The organism is Hymenobacter plasmatis, from assembly GCF_020711255.1.
Taxonomy (GTDB): domain Bacteria; phylum Bacteroidota; class Bacteroidia; order Cytophagales; family Hymenobacteraceae; genus Hymenobacter.
This window is the reverse complement of the sequence record NZ_JAJFAW010000004.1, coordinates 248,164-263,869: the sequence shown is the minus strand read 5'-3', so window position 1 is coordinate 263,869 and position 15,706 is coordinate 248,164. Positions and strand designations below refer to the sequence as shown.

The window sequence follows — 15,706 nt, the reverse complement described above, 5'->3', positions numbered from 1 at the left end:
AACAGAGGCGGGACCCTCCGCGTCTCCTCCCCGCACGAAGGGAGGACCAATCCCCTAGGGGCGCGCACGACGAGACGCGAAGTGTCGCGTCTCTACACCGTTCTGGTTATTGTAAAAAGCCATCACAGTAACCACTTGCCTGAAATTGGGCTGAAATGTGCGCTTTTCAGCTTAAGCCGTGGGCGGAATCTGGGTGCCATTGTCCAGCGACTGCCACAGGTACTTGCAGGCCAGCGAGCGGTAGGGGCGCCAGGCTTCGGCAATCAGGAGCATGCGCTTTTGCAGGGCCCGCCCGGTTTCTTCCAGGCCGTAGAGCTTGCGCATGGCGTTTTGCACGCCCAGGTCGCCTTCCGAAAACACGTCGGGCTGGTCGAGGGCAAACATTTGCAGCATCTGGGCCGTCCAGCGGCCCACGCCCCGAATGGCGGTGAGGTGCTCCGTAAAATCCTCTTCGGAAAGGCTGGTCACGTGTTCGTAATCGAGCAGGCCGCGCTCGTTGTACTCGGCAATGGCCTTGAGGTAGCCCACTTTCTGGCGCGAGAGGCCCGCGCTGCGCATCAGTTCCTCGTCCATCTGGAGCACTTCGCGCGGCTCGGGGTAGCCCTCCGGCGGAAACAAGGCCTGGAAGCGCTTCCAGATGGCCGCCGCCGCCTTGGTCGAAATCTGTTGGCTGACGATGGCGCGCAGCAGCGCCAGATACAAATCTTCGTGGGGCCGCGGGTGAATTTCGCGGCCCTGCGCAATAAGGCTTCCCAACACCGGGTCGGCCGTGGTCAAATGCTGAATGGCAGCTTGGTTAATCATGCAGGCAATAAAAGCAGAACGGGATTAGTAAGTTAAATCTTCGGGGTGGGTGCGCACCAGCACCTTTTGAAGCACCTGGCCGGTGGGCGAAAGGCGTACGCCAGCCAGGTTGCGGCCCAGGAAAGCGCCCGTGTCGATGTAAAGCGCGTTGGTGCGGGCATCAAAGCGCGGCTTGCCATCGGTGGGGGTGTGGCCCACTACCTGCAGCTGGGGCAGCTTGAGCAGGGGGCCGCGCCGCCAGAGCAGCCCGTCGGGGTGGCCGGGGTCGAGGGCATACGGCGATTCGGACAAGCCGGCGTGGCTGACCAGCACGTTGCCGTTTTGCCACTGCAGGGGCCGCTCGGCCAGCCAGGGCAGGTGCTGGGCCAGGAGCTCGGGGCGGGATTTGTACTGCTCCACGGTGCTGCGGCCGCCCCACTGCAGCCAGCTGGGGTAGGGGCCGTCGGGGCCAAAGTAGCGCAGCATGCCGTGCTCGTGGTTGCCCATCAGGAAGGTGGTGGTATCGGGATGCTGGGCGTTGAGCTGTTGGGCCAGCTCCACGGTCTCGGGCACGTGGGCGCCCCGGTCCACCAGGTCGCCCACCTGAATAAGGTGCTCCGTCTCGGGCTGCCAGTGCATGAGCAACTCGCCGAACGTGTGAAAGCAGCCGTGCACATCGCCGATGATGAAAAGATTCATGGTCTGTGGAACGTAAGAAGTCACCTTTTGGGTCCGCTGCCCGGCGCCCACTTCTTCCGCTTAATCCAGCTCCGGCACGGGCTTGGCGGTGCCGGTGGGCTGGCCCACGCCCAGCCAGCGTACCAGCGGCCCAATCGTAAGGCCTTGCCCAATAATGGAAAACACTACCACCACGTAGGTAATGCCCACTATTAGCTCACGCGGCATGGACTGCGGCAGGCTCAGGGCCAGCGCCACCGACAGCCCCCCGCGCAGCCCTCCCCAGGTGAGCACGGCAATGCCGTGGTCGGAGGGTTTGAACGAGGGGATGAAGCGCAGGAACACCAGCGGCACCGCCACAGCCGCCCACCGTGCCAGCAGCACCACCACAATAGCCATGATGCCCGCCAGCACCGTGCGCCCCGGAATGTGCAGCACCAGCACTTCCAGGCCCATCAGCACAAACAGCATGGCGTTGAGGATTTCATCCACTAGCTCCCAGAATTTGTCCACGTAGTCCTGCGACTCGTCCGACATTACCCCGCCGCTGCGGCTGAAGTGGCCCACCAGCAAGCCGGCCATCACCATGGCCAGCGGGCCCGAGGTATGCAGGCGGGTGGCCAGGGCCGTGCCGCCCGCCACTACCGCCAGGGTCACTAGCACCTCCACCTGGTAGTTGTCGATGGTGCGCAGCAGCCACGCCGCACCCAGCCCCAGCGCCGTGCCAAGGGCCAGTCCGCCCACGGCCTCGCGGGCAAAAACCCCCAGCGCGTGCGTGAGCGTGACATGCTGGGAACCGAGCATGGCCACTTCCATCGTCACCACAAACAGCACCACACCCACGCCGTCGTTGAAAAGCGACTCCCCTATAACTTTGGTCTCTAGTGATTTAGAGATGTTGGCTTTGGTGAGAATGCTCAGCACCGCAATTGGGTCGGTGGGCGAAATCAGCGCCCCAAACACCAGGCAGTAAATGAACGGCGTCGGAAACCCGAAAAGCGGCAACAGCCCATACATGGCCCCGGCCACCAGCACGGTGCTCACCGGCGTGCCTATCAGCGCCAGCGCGCCCACTGGCCAGCGCAGCGTGCCCAGCCGCCGCGCATCCACGTGAATGGCCCCCGCAAAGAGCAAAAAACCCAGCATGACCTGCATCACAATGGTGCTGAAGTCGAGCCGCTTCACCAGTTGGGCCAGGTCCAGAATGGGCCGCACCCCCAGGTGCGCAAACCCCACCAGCAGCAGCGACGCTGCCAGCCCCAGGACCATCAGCCCAATGGCCGGCGGCATCCGCAGAAAGCGGTGGTTGAGGTAGGCAAAAACCGCTGCTGTCACCAGCAGAAGCGCTAGGGCATTGTATATGTCCATGTAGGAAACCGAAGTGAAAGGCTAGACCGCCGCCGGTACGGCGGCAAGCAGGGCCTCCTCTACGCGGCTCAGGCCGGCATCGTCCACATCGAGGTGGGTCACGAAGCGAATCCATTGCGGGCCAAAGCTGCTGGCTTTGATGCCCTGCTGCTCCAGCCTGGCCAGGAAGTCAGCCGCCGGCAGGTTGTCGTGCAGGCGGAAGATGACGAGGTTGGTTTCCGGGTTCAGCACTTCGGCCACGTAGGGCTGCTGGCGGAGCACTTCGGCCAGGCGCGCGGCGCGGCGGTGGTCGTCGGCCAGGCGGTCCACGTTGTTTTCCAGCGCATAGAGGCCGGCGGCGGCAATGTAGCCGGCTTGGCGCATACCCCCGCCCATCACCTTGCGGATGCGTTTGGTTTTCTTAATAAAATCGGCCGAGCCCAGCAGCACCGAGCCCACCGGCGCCCCAAGGCCCTTGGACAAACACACCGAAATCGAGTCGAACAGCTGCCCGTAGTCCTGGCTGCGCTGCCCGGTGGCCACCAGGGCATTGAAAATGCGGGCGCCGTCGAGGTGGCGGGCTAGGCCGTGCCGCTTGGCCACCTCGCTGATGGCCGCCATGTCGTCCCAGCTGTAGCAGCTACCGCCGCCGCGGTTGTGGGTGTTTTCGAGGCACACGAGGCGGGTGGTGGGGTAATGAATGTTTTCGGGCCGGATGGCTGCTTCGACCTGGGCGGCCGTGAGGCGGCCGCGGTTGCCGGCCAGCAGCGCCACCGAAGCGCTGGAGTGAAACGCAATGCCGCCCACTTCCCACAGGTACACGTGGGCTGTCTGCTCGCAAATCACCTCGCTAAGGGGCTCGGTGTGGGCCTTGATGGCAATCTGGTTGGTCATCGTGCCCGACGGGCAAAACAAGCCGGCCTCGAGGCCAAAGCGGGCCGCGGCCACTTCTTCGAGGCGGCGCACGGTGGGGTCTTCCTCGTACACATCGTCGCCAACGGGCGCGGCCGACATGGCCGCGAGCATGGCCGCCGAGGGGCGCGTCACGGTATCGGAGCGCAGGTCTACCACGGGCAGGGTGGAGGCGTCGGCCGTTTGAGGCTGGGGGAAGAGGGGGGTATTATAAGACATTAGATAGAAGGCTAAGGGAGAAAGCGAAGGTAGGCTTTCGCGAACCGCATTGGCTAGTGCCGCGGCTATGCTAGGGGCAAAAATAACGCTCGAAGCAGGCCCGTTGCTACCTGCCTGAATACGCAGTAATTCAGCAAAATGCCTCATGGGCTTGCACTTTCCAAATGAAAGCGCTACTTTTGCCCTCCGTTTCGTAAGCCCCTAGACTTTAACCAATCCGGCACCATGTCCGTTACCCGCCTCAAGCGCAAGCACCGCAAAAACATTGCCCGTGCCAACAACAAGCAGCACATCATCAAGGAGCTGCTCCGCACGCCCGTTCTGAAAAACGTGGATATTGAAGAGCTGAAGTCGCGTTTCACCACCACCGGTGGCGTAGCCGGCGCCGTAGCCGCTGTGAAAAACACCGCCGCTGCTGCCGTTGACAAAGTGAAAGAAGTAGTTAGCGATGCAGTGGAATCGGTGAAAGAAGCCGTTTCGACTCCCGATAACACCGCTGCCGACAACGCAGCCGCTTTCGACGATGCCGAAGCCGTAACCAAGCCCGTCAACGCTGACGGCCAGGAAGGCGAACACCCCAAGCCCGAAATCGCGCTATAAGTTAGCCCGCCGTAGCCAGCAAGGCATGTTTGTCTTGTTCTAAGCGGTTTTGCCTACAAATGTGACAAGCCCCGTTGCCTGTATTGCAGGCAGTGGGGCTTGTTGTGTTATAGGCAATTGCCAAAAAAGAAAACCAGGCAAGGTTCGTCGTGCCTGCGAAAGCCAGCTCAATTTGGCGCTAGAGGCGTCAGCCGGCGCGCTTGCCCAACTCAACTGCCTGCAGGTCTACCACCTTGCCGGCCTCAATGCCGAAGCGCAGCAGCGTGCGCACCTGATGAAACCCGTGCCGGCCCGCGGCGCCGGGGTTCAGGTGCAGCAGGCCCAGCTTTTTGTCGGGCATGACCCGCAAAATGTGCGAATGGCCGGTGATAAACAGCCCAGGCTGCGCGGCCGCGAGCAGGGGCCGGGCCGCCGGGGCGTAGTGGCCGGGGTAGCCGCCAATGTGCGTCATAAGTACGCGCAATCCTTCTAGCTCAAAATTTTGCACCAAAGGTTGTGTCCGGCGCACGTCCGCGCCGTCGATATTGCCGTACACGCCCCGAAAGCGCGGCGCCAAGCTCTGCAATTCGTCCACCACGCGAGCATCGCCGAAATCGCCGGCATGCCATATTTCGTCGCAGTCGCGCAAATGATGCGCTATTCGGTCGTCGAGATAGCCGTGGGTGTCGGAAAGCAAGCCAATACGCATCATGCCACAAATATGCGGCACACCGGCAAATCGGTACGGCCGCGTATCTTGCAGCCGTTGCCCGAGGCTTATTTTTCCTTAAATTACTGACCCCGGCGCCCCCCGCTGCCCGTCATCATCTTCTCAATTCGCATATCCCGATGAATATTTTCATCAACGACATACCGCTGGTTATCAAAAAGCTGAGCGAAAAAGTGTATAAGCACAAGTTTGACCTGATTCTGAATCCCGACGACGACTTCACGTCGAAGGACCTGGTGGGCGACGTGCTGGTGCGCGACGCCGGCCCGCTGTTCATCGACCGGCTGCTGCGCCTGATGGAGGTGAAGAAGCTAAAAAAGCTCAATTCGCTGACCATGCTGGTCAAAAAGAAAAAGCACGTCATCCTGCACTTCAAAGACCAGTTCAAAATCGCCAAAGCCGGCGGTGGGCTGGTGGTGAAAGGCGACCAGGTCCTGATGATTTATCGTCTCGGAAAATGGGATTTGCCCAAGGGTAAGCTCAAGAGTGACGAGGATACCGCCGCTGGTGCTCTGCGCGAAGTGGAAGAGGAAACGAACATCAAGCTGGAGCTCGGCGAGAAGCTGCCTAGCACCTGGCACAGCTACGCCTATAAGGGCAACAAAATGCTGAAGAAGACCAACTGGTACCTCATGAAGTGCCTGGACGACACGCTGATGAAACCCCAAACCGAGGAATACATCGAGGAGGTGCGCTGGATGTCGCCGCAGGAGGCGCTGACCAAGCTGGAGGATTCGTACGCGTCTATTGCGCTGGTGGTGCGGTACTACCTGAACAACATGGCCGCCAAGCCCGCCAAGGTAAAGCCCGCGGCTGAGAAATAGTGTTATATTGCGGTCTATGCGACCGTTCAAGGCTCTGTTATTGGTAGCGGCAATGCTGGGGATGGGGGGCTGCTCCGGTTCTCACGATGCTCCGCGCGACCGTGTAGTTTCCTCGGCCGCTGCGCCGGGCCGGCCAGCAGCGGGGCTGAATGTTCCCAGTCTGCTGTCGCTGTCCATTGATGACCTAAGCCAGCGCATAGGGCCACGCAAGCCGCTGCCGCCCGGTTTTTCTGACCCCACGCTTATTCCGTTATTGCAGCGGCATGAGCGGCTGGATTCCACAGCTTATTTCCAGACGCCGGGCCTAGCCCTGGTAGCATCCTTCGATTATCGCACCCGCCGCGTGAGCGATATTATGCTGCTGGGCTCCAACGAAAACGAGCTGATGCACCGGGCGCAACTGCAGCTCGGAGCCGACCATTACCTGGTGCTGCCCGTTTTTCAGGAGAATCATCCCACGCGGCTGCTGGGGCTGCGGGTGCTAGGCATTGCCCTAAACCAGTAAGGTTAGTTCAATTTGCTAGCCAGCCAAAGGCGGCAGCGTGAAGGGTAAAAAAGCGTCCACGTTGCCGCCGAAGCGGTGGATGTCGCGAATGATGGTGCTGCTGATGGCGCTGAGGGTGGGCGAAGTCAGCAGGAAAACGGTTTCCAGCTCGGGGTTTACGTGCTGGTTGCCGTAGACAATGGGCTTTTCGTACTCAAAATCGGGGGCATTGCGCAGGCCGCGCAGCAGGTACTTGGCCCCTACTTCGCGGGCAAATTCCGCCGTGAGGCCCTTGAACGTCCGAACCGACACCCGGGGCTCGTCCCGAAACACATCGGCAATAAGCGTCTGCATCTGCTCCACGGGCAGGTAGCGCTGCTTACTGCTATTGGTGCCGATGGCCACAATCACCTGGTCGAACAGTTCCGCGCCGCGCCGCACCACGTCGAGGTGCCCGTTGGTGAAAGGGTCGAAGGAACCAGGAAAAAGGGCAATGCGGGCCATGGGTGGGTAACTATGAGTTATAAGTTATGAGTTTGAATTCCGTTGCCATGGGTCGTTCAAGGCAAAGTGAGAATTCATAATTTTCAACTCATAATTAATTAGCAGAAGTGCAGGCTGAACAAGTCGAAATACCGGTACTCGAACACGTCGTTGAGCCGGTAGCTGTACTGCACGTTGCTGGGGCGGGAGCCAAACCGGACGTTGCGCACGTAGGTGCGCAGCAAGCTGAACACGGCGGAATCGGGCGTTAATTCGCCCCAGATGGTGACCTCGTCCTGGTCGGGGTCGAGGCTGAGCTCCTGCATGACCAGGATGGTGTAATACACGACGTCCTCGGCCGTGGTGCAGGGAAACACGTTGCAGTACTCCAGGTGCTGGCCCAGCACCACCAGCGTTAGCTCTTGCTGGCCGGGGTTGAGGTAGAGGCGTCGGGGCGCGGCGGCGCCGCGCTGATGAACCAGGCCGGCAAGCAGCGCGCTGGTGTGGTGCAGCAAACGGCCGGTAGCGCCGTGCGTGGCCGTCAGCCAGTCGGCCAAGGCCGCATCGGCGGCAAACACGTTCACGAGCTCCAGGCCGGGGTGGGTGGTGTGGCGCACCGTTTCGGTGGGGGCGGGGGTGTGGTGCAGTCGCAGAGCCGCCGCTTCATCGCCGGGCCGAAACAGGGTAGTGGGCAGCAGCGTGAAGGCCCGGCCCGTGACGGCGAGCCGCACCGCGTTCCAGCCCCGCTGGTCCAGAAAATCGTGCTGGGCGGCCAGGGCCGGCACGCCGCCCGCAGGTAGCGCGTACTCTTCGAGGGCAACGAACTTGCGCCGCTCTACATCGACGGCGGCCACGTAGAGGCGCGTGGGGCCGGCCAGCAGGTACAGGTTGTAGGCGGCCCGGTTGGCGGGGTCAAACGTCTCATCGCGCAAGCGCAACAGGGAAGACGGCGCGGCCGCGGGGACGGAAGAAGCAGAAGCAGCGGATGCAGGCACGAATCGAAGCTAAACAGGCAATGGCCGGGGCTAAAGATAAGGCTTCGCTGAATCAGGAATGAAGAATGAGAACCCGGAAGCAGCGGTTGGGGCCCAAATTTATGGTTGAGCTAAGCCTGGGCCTTACACAAAGCGGGTTTGCGGCACAAAAATGTCATCCAGGCTGAGCACCATGCGCAGCACGGGGTGCACCTGCGCCGGGGGCAATTGCATGAGCTGGCGGGGGGTAAACCAGCTCAATTCCGTGAGCAATTGCTGGTCGGCCGTGTGTTCCGGGTCGTGGCCGAGCTGGGGCTGGGCACCTTCTTCGGCATGGACCTCAAAAAACAGCTCCAGCGCCTGGAGCTTGCCGCTGCTGAACTCGTGGAGGTGCAGAAAGCGGCCCACCTGCACCGTTAAGCCGGTTTCTTCGCGAAACTCCCGTACCAGCGCTTCGTGGATGCTTTCGCCAAACTGCCAGCCGCCGCCCGGCGGCGACCAAAACGGCTTGCCCTTCGGCAGCAGGCCCCGGTGGGCGGCCAGCAGCATGGCCCCATCGCGCAGCAGCAGCCCCCCCACCCGCACCCGAGCCTGACCGGAATACGCTTGAAGGAGGGCGTCGGGAGGGGGATTTTTCGAATTGGGCATAACGTATCGGCAGTCACCACGGCGCTTCCGAAGGTGGAAGCGCAGGCAGTAAGCCTAACGTTGGGCTAACGACATTGTTTGTTTCGGGCTCAAAAAGAAAGAAATGACACCGCCTAGGCCGCCCGACGCCGCCGGGCCCGCCAGCGCCGCAACCGGCTCAGAATAAATGCTACTAGCAGCACCACCAAGCCTGCCGCTACCAGCGGCAGCAGCAGCGTGAGGGCCACGCCGCCCAGCGCCAGTGTGTTTTCGGCCGTTGCCAGCACGGGGTTGCCCAGGCCGCCGGTGGTGGCAGTGGTGGCACCCCGCAGCAGCGCGGTGCCGGTTTGCACCAGTCCGGCCGTGCCTCCGCCCACCAATATGCCCAGCGTCCAGCGCAGGGTGGGGTCGAGGTGGGGCAGGGCCGAGGTCATGAGGATGGTGCCGGCGATGAAGGAAGCCGGGGTGGTGAGCGTGTCCAGCAGGTGGTCGACCACCGGGATGTAGTAGCCCGCTATTTCTACCAGCGTGGCGGTGGCCAGGGTGAGCAGCGCCGCCCAGCTGCCCAGCCACGCAAACCCCGCCGCGGGCGCCATGTAGCCGAAATGGTAGGCCAGGCTGGCCGCCAGCAGCGGCACAAACACCCGGAAGCCGCTGCACGCCGCCAGCCCCAGGCCCAGCGCGCCCGCCACGAGATACTGCATCGCCGGCAACTGTTCCATGGGCTTTAGGAGGCTAAAATGAGAGGGGAAAGTACGGGCCGGAAACCCGGCCCGTACCTTTGGGCAGCCAAACTGCAATGGGCCCTGCAGCGCCTCTAAAGCAGCTGCCAAGCACTAAGAAGTTATAAGCCCAGGCAGAAAGTACAAACCGGTACAAAGGCTGAGGCAGGCAACAGCCCGCGGCTATCCTTTGAGCAAACATAAACGATTCCAGTGTCTTCAAACCAACAACCCAGCAATACCTTATCAACTGCTCCCGAGGCTGCTGATGACTTAGTCGCGCGCATCCGCCGGAAGCTCGTTCGCCAGAATTTCATGCACCTGGTGGGGGCCGACTTGACGGTGATAACTCCCGGCCGGGTGGAGGCCGAACTGACTATGGGCACGCAACACCTGCAGCAGCGCGGTTTTGCCCACGGCGGCCTCACCGCCACCATGGCCGATTTGGTGGCCGGGTTTGCCGCTGTCACGCTCGTGCCCGACAACTTTGGCGTGGTGACTTCCGATTTGAAAATCTCCTACTTCAACCCCGGCGTTGGGCAGAAAATAAAAGCCATCGGGTGGGTGCTGAAAGCCGGACGGCGGCTGCATTTCTGCGAAGCGGAAGTGTGGTGCGACGACGTGCTGATTGCCAAGGCCAGCGCGACCATGGCGGTAATTGAGCCAAACTAAGTTTGCCAAACAACGGCCCTCCAGCGGACGATTGTGCGGCTATTGTTGTTGAGGAAATCAGCCCCGGATTGAGCTAATCCCGAGGCGTTGCCTTCAAGTCTGAGCAATGGATTTGGAGCTTAAGAAATACACATGTTAAAACTTCGAACCCCCTCCGTTCGCGACTACTTCCCTTACGAGCCTACCGACGACCAAGCCCTGCTGTTCACGCAGCTCGACGCGTTTTTGCGCGACGACCTGCCGGGCCGCAAGGTGTTTGTGCTGCGCGGCTACGCGGGCACGGGCAAAACCACGGTGGTGAGTGCCCTGGTGCAGTGGCTGCACAAGCTGCAGCGCAAGTACACGCTAATGGCCCCCACCGGCCGCGCCGCCAAGGTGATGTCCGGCTACGCGGGGGTGCCGGCCAGCACCATCCACAAGAAAATCTACCGCCAGACTTCGGGCGCGCCCAGCGAGCGGCTCAACTTCCAGCGCCAGCCCAACCGCGTGGAGCAAACGCTCTACATCGTGGACGAGGCCTCGATGATTTCGGACGAGAAAGCCTTCGGCGAAAGTGGTCTGCTGGACGACCTGATGGGCTTTGTGTTTGAGAAAACGAGCAATAAGCTGCTGCTCATCGGCGATACGGCGCAGCTGCCGCCGGTGGGCCAGCTCCTGAGCCCGGCCCTCGACCCGGAGCTGCTGGCCCACCGCTTCCGGGCCACGGTGGGCAGCGTGGAGCTGCGCCAGGTGATGCGCCAGGCCCAGGAATCAGGCATTTTGGTGAATGCCACCGAGCTGCGGGAGGAATTGCGCGAGGAAGTGCCCAACATTCAGCTGCACACCAAGGGCTTTCGCGACATCTTCAAGATGGGCGGCGACAAGCTGGAAGACGGCCTGCGCTGGGCGTACCGCAATTTTGGCCACGAAAACACGACCATTATTTGCCGCTCCAACCGCAACGCGAACCAGTACAACCAGCTCATTCGGCGGGCCTTGTTTGATGCCGAGGAGGAGATAGAAGGCGGCGACTACCTGATGGTGGTGCGCAACAACTACTTCTGGCTGCCCAAGGACTCGGAAATCGGTTTCCTGGCTAACGGCGACTTCCTGCAAATCAGCAAAATCATCCGCCGCGAGGAGATGTACGGGTTCCATTTTGCCCAGGCCCAGGTGCGCCTGGTGGACTACCCCGACGAGCCCGAAATCGAAGTAAAGCTGCTCCTGGATACGCTGCACACCGAAAGCCCCGCGCTGCCTTCCGACCGCAATAATGCCCTGTATATGGCCGTGAGCGAGGATTACGCCCACCTCAAAACCAAGGCCGAGCGCTACAAGGAAATGCGCAAAGACCCGTACCTGAATGCCTTGCAAATCAAGTTTGCCTACGCCCTCACGTGCCACAAGGCGCAGGGCGGGCAATGGCAGGCCGTCTTCGTCGACCACGGCTTTCTGAAGCCCGACGAGCCGCTGGCGGGCGAGTTTGCCCGGTGGCTGTACACGGCCATTACGCGTGCCTCGGAACGGCTTTTCCTACTCAATTTCCAGCAGAAGCTGATTGGGGATGCCGTGGAGGAAGAGTAGGGGAGCGGGCCAATTGCAGCGCCCTGCTTGCCAAAAAACTCCTGCCAACTGACAGATTGACAACCAGGAGCGTAGTGGCGCTGGCACAATTGGGCTGGATTTTTAGCCCAATTTCACGCGGTTTCTCAGGTGGCTGGCTCAAGTTTTTGAGGCGCGGCAGTGGGCCCGCTGCTGCTGTGCGGCTTAGCTACAGGGGCATGCTGATAATCAACATCAACGACGGTGAAAGCATTGAGCTTTGCGGAGAGACACAAGCACCGTATGGTGCGAAAAAGTGTCTCAAATAGCGGGTAATTGCTGCAACTTATTTCGGGGGAAATTTGTGTCAAGCTGCTTATGGTAAATAAATTACAGCATAATATCTGGGTTGAAATATTAACTTCATTGTTTCTTCAGGGCTATTCGGTTAGTTTGGTCAGAAATTTGCCAGTTGACCCGAAAGGAGTAAATTTGTTCGATACCGATTTCCCCTGTCTCCCCTCTCCAAATCATATAAAATCCCGTTCCATGAAAAAAACCTTGCTCCTCGCCCTGAGCCTGACGGCCGCTGCTTACACCGCGCAGGCCCAGGCCACTGCGCCGGCCACCAAAGCGGTGGGCCCGGTAGCGGGTCCCGCCATCACGTTCGAAGAGTCGAAGTATGACTTCGGTTCCGTGGTACAAGGCGGCACCGTCGACCACACCTTCAAGTTCAAAAACACGGGCACCGCTCCCCTCGTTATTTCGAACATCGGCGTGAGCTGCGGCTGCACCACCCCCGAGTGGACCAAAGTGCCCGTACTGCCCGGCAAAACCGGTTCGATTACGGCTCACTTCAACTCGACCGGCAAAATGGGCATGCAGAACAAGGTGCTGACCATTGAGTCGAACGCCGCTGCCGGCAGCACCACCGTTTCGCTGGTAGGCGAGGTGAAAGAAGCTCCCGCTACGGCTAACTCCGCTACGACGGCCGCCGCTGGCTCGACTGCCGCTCCGGTTGCAACCGATGTTAAAAAAGTAAAAGAGAAAACCACCGCCAGCAAAGTAAAAGCTAAGGTGAAGTAAGCAGCCCCAGTGGCTGACCCATAAAAAAGGCTGTCTGCGCAAGCGGACAGCCTTTTTTATGATGTTTACAATTGAATGTTTAGCTCTACTTAAGCGTAAGCGAGGCTAAGGGCGTTGAGCCGCCGCGCTTATGACAGTGCTTGAATTACAGCTTACGCAAGGCTAGTATCACGCTCAGCCAACCGGCCAGCAGCAGCAAGCCACCTATTGGCGCCACGGCCCCCAACTTGGTAATACCCGTGAAGCACAGCGCGTAGAGCGAGCCGCTGAACACAACGATGCCGCCCAGCCACAGCCAGCCCGTGGTGCCTAGGGCCTGCATGTCGGGGCGCAGCGCCCACAGCACGCCAATGGCCAAAAGTGCCAGCACGTGGTAAAACTGATAGCGCACCGCGGTTTCGAAGGTGTCGAGGCGGCCGGCCTTCACCAGCGTATCGTGCAGGGCGTGGGCCCCGAAGGCACCAATGGCAACGCCAAGCCCGCCGAGCAGGGCCGCGAGTTGAAGCAAAAGACGAGCAGTCATATAGAAGGATGGGGTGGGGATGAGAACAGCGGGCGCGAAGGTACGGCCCGGCCGTGCTCAGATTTGGCGTTTTAGCTTCACAGTGGCGGTATGCAGGTTGCCGTCGGGCCGGCGCAGCACCATCAGCAGGGCGCGGCCATCTTCCGAGTGCAGCATGCGGTCGAGCTGGGTGAGGCTAAACACGTTGGCGGGGATGAAGTTGATGCTCAGCAGCTCATCGTCGACGGCGAGGCCAGCGTCGGAAGCCGGCGAGTTGGGCATCACGCGCAGCACCAGGTAGCGCCGGTAGTCGGGGCCGGTGGCCAGGAGCTCCACGCCGCACATGTCGTGCTCAAACGGGTCCTTAAAGGTGTTGTTGGGGCGGAGCAGCAGGCGTTCGTGGGGGTAGTCGATAACGAGCGAAAACCGCTTCAGCAACTCATAGCCGATGTTGCCGTTGCGGGGCACCTCCACGCGCCGGTGCACATCGGCCGAGTTGGGAAAGGACGTGAGCACCGAGTTGAGGGTGTAGCGGCCCAACTCAATCTTGGCCACCCGGCCCAGGTAGCCCTGCACCAGGCCCGTGAGGCCCCGCCCAAGGTCGGCCGACAGGCGCTGGGGCGGCAGCTTAAGGCGCGGGTCCGAATCCAGCTCAATGGAGAGGGCGTGGCTGGCGCCGGTATCGAGCACGAGCTTGAGGGGCAGCGTGAGCGAATCGCTGACCTGCACCGGGGTCGTGATGTAGGCTTTGTTGTTTTGGATGCTCAGTGGAATACTGGTCCACTGCTTGCCCTTGGGGGCCTTGTACGCGGACGGCGCGCTCAGCACGATTTCGCCCACTTCGGGCTGGAGCGTGACCACAAAGCTGCGGAACAGCTCCGACCCCAGGATGCCGTGGATGGGCACGCCCACGTAGCCCGAGAGGTTGAGCACGTCTTCGGACAGCACCAGCCAGGTCATGTTGGCCGCTACTATTTTGGGCAGCTCCACCCGCACGCTGTCCGTCTGGTAGGCCAGCAGCCCGGAATCCATACCGCCAGCGCCCATTACCCGGTACTGCTGGCCGTGGCGCAGCTTCAGCGAATCGGCCAGCTCAGCCGACGTGATGATGGACGTGTTGACTCCGGTGTCGAGCAAAAAATTATACGGCCCGGCATGGTTGAGCGTCGCTTTCACAATGAGCAGGTTGCGCTGCAGAAAGACGGGCGCGCGCGATTTTTTGCGCTTGGCTCGGGTAAAAACAAATGGCGAGGCGGAGGTTGGCAGGGCGGCCGAAGCCGGGAGCTGGGCATGCGCAGAGCCGCCAGTTTCCCAGCAAAAGCTCAGGAAAACCAGCAAACACATAAAGCGCAATATATGCATGGCTAGGGGGCGCAACCGGACCGGTAAAGTAAGCGAAAAGACTCACCATTGTTCATGGGGGCCGCACGGTTTCCAGCCGTACCTGCTATATAGCGTTGAGCAGGTGCGGGGCCGCTACGCCGGCAGCTCCCAGGCCCCGGCCGGGTCGTAGCACAACGCGCCGGCTTCGATGCGCAGCGGGGCCGCTAGGTTGTTGTGGTACAGCTGGCCCGTGCCCAGGCCCTGTGCAAACCCGTGCACGTCGTACTCGCCCGTGAGCTGAGCCACGGCGTTTAGCCCAACGTTGGATTCCAGCGCCGACGTCATCCACCAGCCTATGCCCCGGGACTCGGCCAGCGCAATCCAGTGGCGGGTGGCGGCGTGCCCACCCAGCAGCGTGGGCTTGAGCACGATGTACGGGGGCCGAACTTCGTCGAGCAGCGCCGCTTGCCGGGCCGGGTCGCTCACGCCAATCAGTTCCTCATCAAGCGCAATGGGCACGGGCGACGTGCGGCACAGCGCCGCCAGGGCCGGCCACTGGCCTGCCGCAATGGGCTGCTCAATGGAATGCACCTGGAAGGCGGCCAGCTGCTCCAGCTTGGCCGGGGCGTCGGCAGGGGAGAAGGCGCCGTTGGCATCCACGCGCAGGGTGAGCTGCTCGGGGCCAGCTTCGGCGCGTATCTCGCTGAGCAGCGCCAGCTCGGTCTCAAAATCCAGGCTGCCTATTTTCAGCTTCAGGCAGGAGTAGCCGGCGGCCAGCTTTTGCCGAATCTGCTCGCGCATAAACGGGGCGTCGCCCATCCACACCAGGCCGTTGATGGGCAAGGTGGCTTCGCCCCGGCTGAAGGCGTTGGCGTAGAGCTGCCGCCGCCCCCCGCGGGCCAGGTCCAGGGCTGCCGTTTCCAGGGCAAATACCAGCGAGGGAAGCCCCGGACCCACAAATGCCGAAGCATCGGCCGCCGGGAAGGTGGCAAATGCTTCGGCATTGAAGCGCTCACAAAGTTGAGCTACTGAGGCAGGAAATGTGGGGACGTAGTCAGGGCTGAGGCCGGCCAGTGGCGCGGCCTCGCCCAGCCCAACGGTGGTAGGTTCGGCGGTGTGCGCCAGGTACAGGTACCAGGCCACGTGTTCCGCCAAAGCCCCACGGGAGGTGCGGGCCGGGAAGTTGAAGCGCAGCGAGCGCCGTGAAAAGCTAAGTCGAAGCATGCCGCAAAGATGCGGG

At 61.5% G+C, this 15,706-nt stretch carries 18 protein-coding genes; 6 read left to right on the top strand and 12 right to left on the bottom strand.

The genetic code is table 11. The annotated features are described in order from the left end of the window. Nucleotides 1-171 precede the first annotated feature (171 nt). Genes LJ738_RS04680 through ltaE form a run of 4 tightly spaced genes read right to left on the bottom strand, consistent with a single transcriptional unit; the run spans nucleotide 172 to nucleotide 3,939 of the window. Nucleotides 172-804, bottom strand: a complete 633-nt coding sequence (locus tag LJ738_RS04680) for a DNA-3-methyladenine glycosylase family protein (protein WP_227785153.1) — start codon at nucleotides 802-804, stop codon at nucleotides 172-174. 24 nt (nucleotides 805-828) lie between these two features. After that, nucleotides 829-1,482, bottom strand: a complete 654-nt coding sequence (locus tag LJ738_RS04675; RefSeq protein WP_227785152.1) for a metallophosphoesterase — start codon at nucleotides 1,480-1,482, stop codon at nucleotides 829-831. Between the two features lie 60 nt (nucleotides 1,483-1,542). Next, on the bottom strand, nucleotides 1,543-2,829 hold the full coding sequence (locus LJ738_RS04670) for a cation:proton antiporter (protein ID WP_227785151.1): 1,287 nt from the start codon (nucleotides 2,827-2,829) through the stop codon (nucleotides 1,543-1,545). A gap of 21 nt (nucleotides 2,830-2,850) precedes the next feature. Next, nucleotides 2,851-3,939 (bottom strand): low-specificity L-threonine aldolase, encoded by a 1,089-nt coding sequence (gene ltaE / locus LJ738_RS04665; protein WP_227785150.1) that lies wholly within the window; start codon nucleotides 3,937-3,939, stop codon nucleotides 2,851-2,853. A 225-nt stretch (nucleotides 3,940-4,164) separates the two neighbouring features. On the opposite strand from ltaE, the gene LJ738_RS04660 reads away from it, so the two are divergent. After that, nucleotides 4,165-4,539 carry a hypothetical protein gene (locus tag LJ738_RS04660; RefSeq protein WP_227785156.1) on the top strand — a complete coding sequence of 125 codons (375 nt, stop codon included), beginning with the start codon at nucleotides 4,165-4,167 and terminating at the stop codon, nucleotides 4,537-4,539. 187 nt (nucleotides 4,540-4,726) lie between these two features. Here the strand turns inward: LJ738_RS04660 and LJ738_RS04655 are convergent, their stop codons facing one another. After that, nucleotides 4,727-5,227 (bottom strand): metallophosphoesterase family protein, encoded by a 501-nt coding sequence (locus tag LJ738_RS04655; protein ID WP_262907576.1) that lies wholly within the window; start codon nucleotides 5,225-5,227, stop codon nucleotides 4,727-4,729. 140 nt (nucleotides 5,228-5,367) lie between these two features. Here LJ738_RS04655 and LJ738_RS04650 point away from each other — a divergent pair, with 140 nt between their 5' ends. Continuing rightward, on the top strand, nucleotides 5,368-6,072 hold the full coding sequence (locus LJ738_RS04650; RefSeq protein ID WP_227785148.1) for an NUDIX hydrolase: 705 nt from the start codon (nucleotides 5,368-5,370) through the stop codon (nucleotides 6,070-6,072). Nucleotides 6,073-6,088: 16 nt separating this feature from the next. Continuing rightward, on the top strand, nucleotides 6,089-6,577 hold the full coding sequence (locus LJ738_RS04645; RefSeq protein ID WP_227785147.1) for a hypothetical protein: 489 nt from the start codon (nucleotides 6,089-6,091) through the stop codon (nucleotides 6,575-6,577). Between the two features lie 15 nt (nucleotides 6,578-6,592). Here LJ738_RS04645 and coaD read toward each other — a convergent pair whose 3' ends face one another. The 4 genes from coaD to LJ738_RS04625 all read right to left on the bottom strand — a co-directional run bounded on the left by coaD (nucleotide 6,593) and on the right by LJ738_RS04625 (nucleotide 9,362). Continuing rightward, on the bottom strand, nucleotides 6,593-7,060 hold the full coding sequence (gene coaD, locus LJ738_RS04640; protein WP_227785146.1) for a pantetheine-phosphate adenylyltransferase: 468 nt from the start codon (nucleotides 7,058-7,060) through the stop codon (nucleotides 6,593-6,595). Nucleotides 7,061-7,158: 98 nt separating this feature from the next. Next, nucleotides 7,159-8,034 (bottom strand): DUF3822 family protein, encoded by an 876-nt coding sequence (locus tag LJ738_RS04635; protein WP_227785145.1) that lies wholly within the window; start codon nucleotides 8,032-8,034, stop codon nucleotides 7,159-7,161. A gap of 123 nt (nucleotides 8,035-8,157) precedes the next feature. After that, complete coding sequence (locus LJ738_RS04630) at nucleotides 8,158-8,661, bottom strand: NUDIX domain-containing protein (RefSeq protein ID WP_227785144.1); 504 nt, start codon at nucleotides 8,659-8,661, stop codon at nucleotides 8,158-8,160. 113 nt (nucleotides 8,662-8,774) lie between these two features. Further along, nucleotides 8,775-9,362 (bottom strand): DUF4126 domain-containing protein, encoded by a 588-nt coding sequence (locus tag LJ738_RS04625; RefSeq protein ID WP_227785143.1) that lies wholly within the window; start codon nucleotides 9,360-9,362, stop codon nucleotides 8,775-8,777. 213 nt (nucleotides 9,363-9,575) lie between these two features. Here LJ738_RS04625 and LJ738_RS04620 point away from each other — a divergent pair, with 213 nt between their 5' ends. From LJ738_RS04620 to LJ738_RS04610, 3 genes are all read left to right on the top strand, one after another. After that, nucleotides 9,576-10,034 carry a PaaI family thioesterase gene (locus tag LJ738_RS04620; RefSeq protein WP_227785142.1) on the top strand — a complete coding sequence of 153 codons (459 nt, stop codon included), beginning with the start codon at nucleotides 9,576-9,578 and terminating at the stop codon, nucleotides 10,032-10,034. Between the two features lie 132 nt (nucleotides 10,035-10,166). Next, complete coding sequence (locus LJ738_RS04615) at nucleotides 10,167-11,597, top strand: ATP-dependent DNA helicase (protein ID WP_227785141.1); 1,431 nt, start codon at nucleotides 10,167-10,169, stop codon at nucleotides 11,595-11,597. 507 nt (nucleotides 11,598-12,104) lie between these two features. Then, nucleotides 12,105-12,641, top strand: coding sequence for a DUF1573 domain-containing protein (locus LJ738_RS04610; protein WP_227785140.1), 537 nt, complete (start codon nucleotides 12,105-12,107; stop codon nucleotides 12,639-12,641). Nucleotides 12,642-12,786: 145 nt separating this feature from the next. Here LJ738_RS04610 and LJ738_RS04605 read toward each other — a convergent pair whose 3' ends face one another. From LJ738_RS04605 to LJ738_RS04595, 3 genes are all read right to left on the bottom strand, one after another. After that, nucleotides 12,787-13,164 (bottom strand): DUF423 domain-containing protein, encoded by a 378-nt coding sequence (locus LJ738_RS04605; protein ID WP_068193734.1) that lies wholly within the window; start codon nucleotides 13,162-13,164, stop codon nucleotides 12,787-12,789. A 57-nt stretch (nucleotides 13,165-13,221) separates the two neighbouring features. Continuing rightward, a complete protein-coding gene (locus tag LJ738_RS04600) occupies nucleotides 13,222-14,487 on the bottom strand; it encodes an aspartyl protease family protein (RefSeq protein ID WP_227785139.1) in 1,266 nt (421 codons plus the stop codon). A 132-nt stretch (nucleotides 14,488-14,619) separates the two neighbouring features. Beyond that, a complete protein-coding gene (locus tag LJ738_RS04595; RefSeq protein WP_227785138.1) occupies nucleotides 14,620-15,690 on the bottom strand; it encodes an o-succinylbenzoate synthase in 1,071 nt (356 codons plus the stop codon). Nucleotides 15,691-15,706: the final 16 nt, after the last annotated feature.

What these genes read in the sequence shown, in the direction of transcription:
- LJ738_RS04600 (WP_227785139.1), bottom strand. Translation starts at nt 14,487, where the DNA reads ATGTGTTTGCTGGTTTTCCTGAGCTTTTGCTGGGAAACTGGCGGCTCT.
- LJ738_RS04650 (WP_227785148.1), top strand. Translation starts at nt 5,368, where the DNA reads ATGAATATTTTCATCAACGACATACCGCTGGTTATCAAAAAGCTGAGC.
- LJ738_RS04625 (WP_227785143.1), bottom strand. Translation starts at nt 9,362, where the DNA reads ATGGAACAGTTGCCGGCGATGCAGTATCTCGTGGCGGGCGCGCTGGGC.
- ltaE (WP_227785150.1), bottom strand. Translation starts at nt 3,939, where the DNA reads ATGTCTTATAATACCCCCCTCTTCCCCCAGCCTCAAACGGCCGACGCC.
- LJ738_RS04680 (WP_227785153.1), bottom strand. Translation starts at nt 804, where the DNA reads ATGATTAACCAAGCTGCCATTCAGCATTTGACCACGGCCGACCCGGTG.
- LJ738_RS04645 (WP_227785147.1), top strand. Translation starts at nt 6,089, where the DNA reads ATGCGACCGTTCAAGGCTCTGTTATTGGTAGCGGCAATGCTGGGGATG.
- coaD (WP_227785146.1), bottom strand. Translation starts at nt 7,060, where the DNA reads ATGGCCCGCATTGCCCTTTTTCCTGGTTCCTTCGACCCTTTCACCAAC.
- LJ738_RS04655 (WP_262907576.1), bottom strand. Translation starts at nt 5,227, where the DNA reads ATGCGTATTGGCTTGCTTTCCGACACCCACGGCTATCTCGACGACCGA.
- LJ738_RS04630 (WP_227785144.1), bottom strand. Translation starts at nt 8,661, where the DNA reads ATGCCCAATTCGAAAAATCCCCCTCCCGACGCCCTCCTTCAAGCGTAT.
- LJ738_RS04615 (WP_227785141.1), top strand. Translation starts at nt 10,167, where the DNA reads ATGTTAAAACTTCGAACCCCCTCCGTTCGCGACTACTTCCCTTACGAG.
- LJ738_RS04670 (WP_227785151.1), bottom strand. Translation starts at nt 2,829, where the DNA reads ATGGACATATACAATGCCCTAGCGCTTCTGCTGGTGACAGCAGCGGTT.
- LJ738_RS04660 (WP_227785156.1), top strand. Translation starts at nt 4,165, where the DNA reads ATGTCCGTTACCCGCCTCAAGCGCAAGCACCGCAAAAACATTGCCCGT.
- LJ738_RS04675 (WP_227785152.1), bottom strand. Translation starts at nt 1,482, where the DNA reads ATGAATCTTTTCATCATCGGCGATGTGCACGGCTGCTTTCACACGTTC.
- LJ738_RS04610 (WP_227785140.1), top strand. Translation starts at nt 12,105, where the DNA reads ATGAAAAAAACCTTGCTCCTCGCCCTGAGCCTGACGGCCGCTGCTTAC.
- LJ738_RS04595 (WP_227785138.1), bottom strand. Translation starts at nt 15,690, where the DNA reads ATGCTTCGACTTAGCTTTTCACGGCGCTCGCTGCGCTTCAACTTCCCG.
- LJ738_RS04605 (WP_068193734.1), bottom strand. Translation starts at nt 13,164, where the DNA reads ATGACTGCTCGTCTTTTGCTTCAACTCGCGGCCCTGCTCGGCGGGCTT.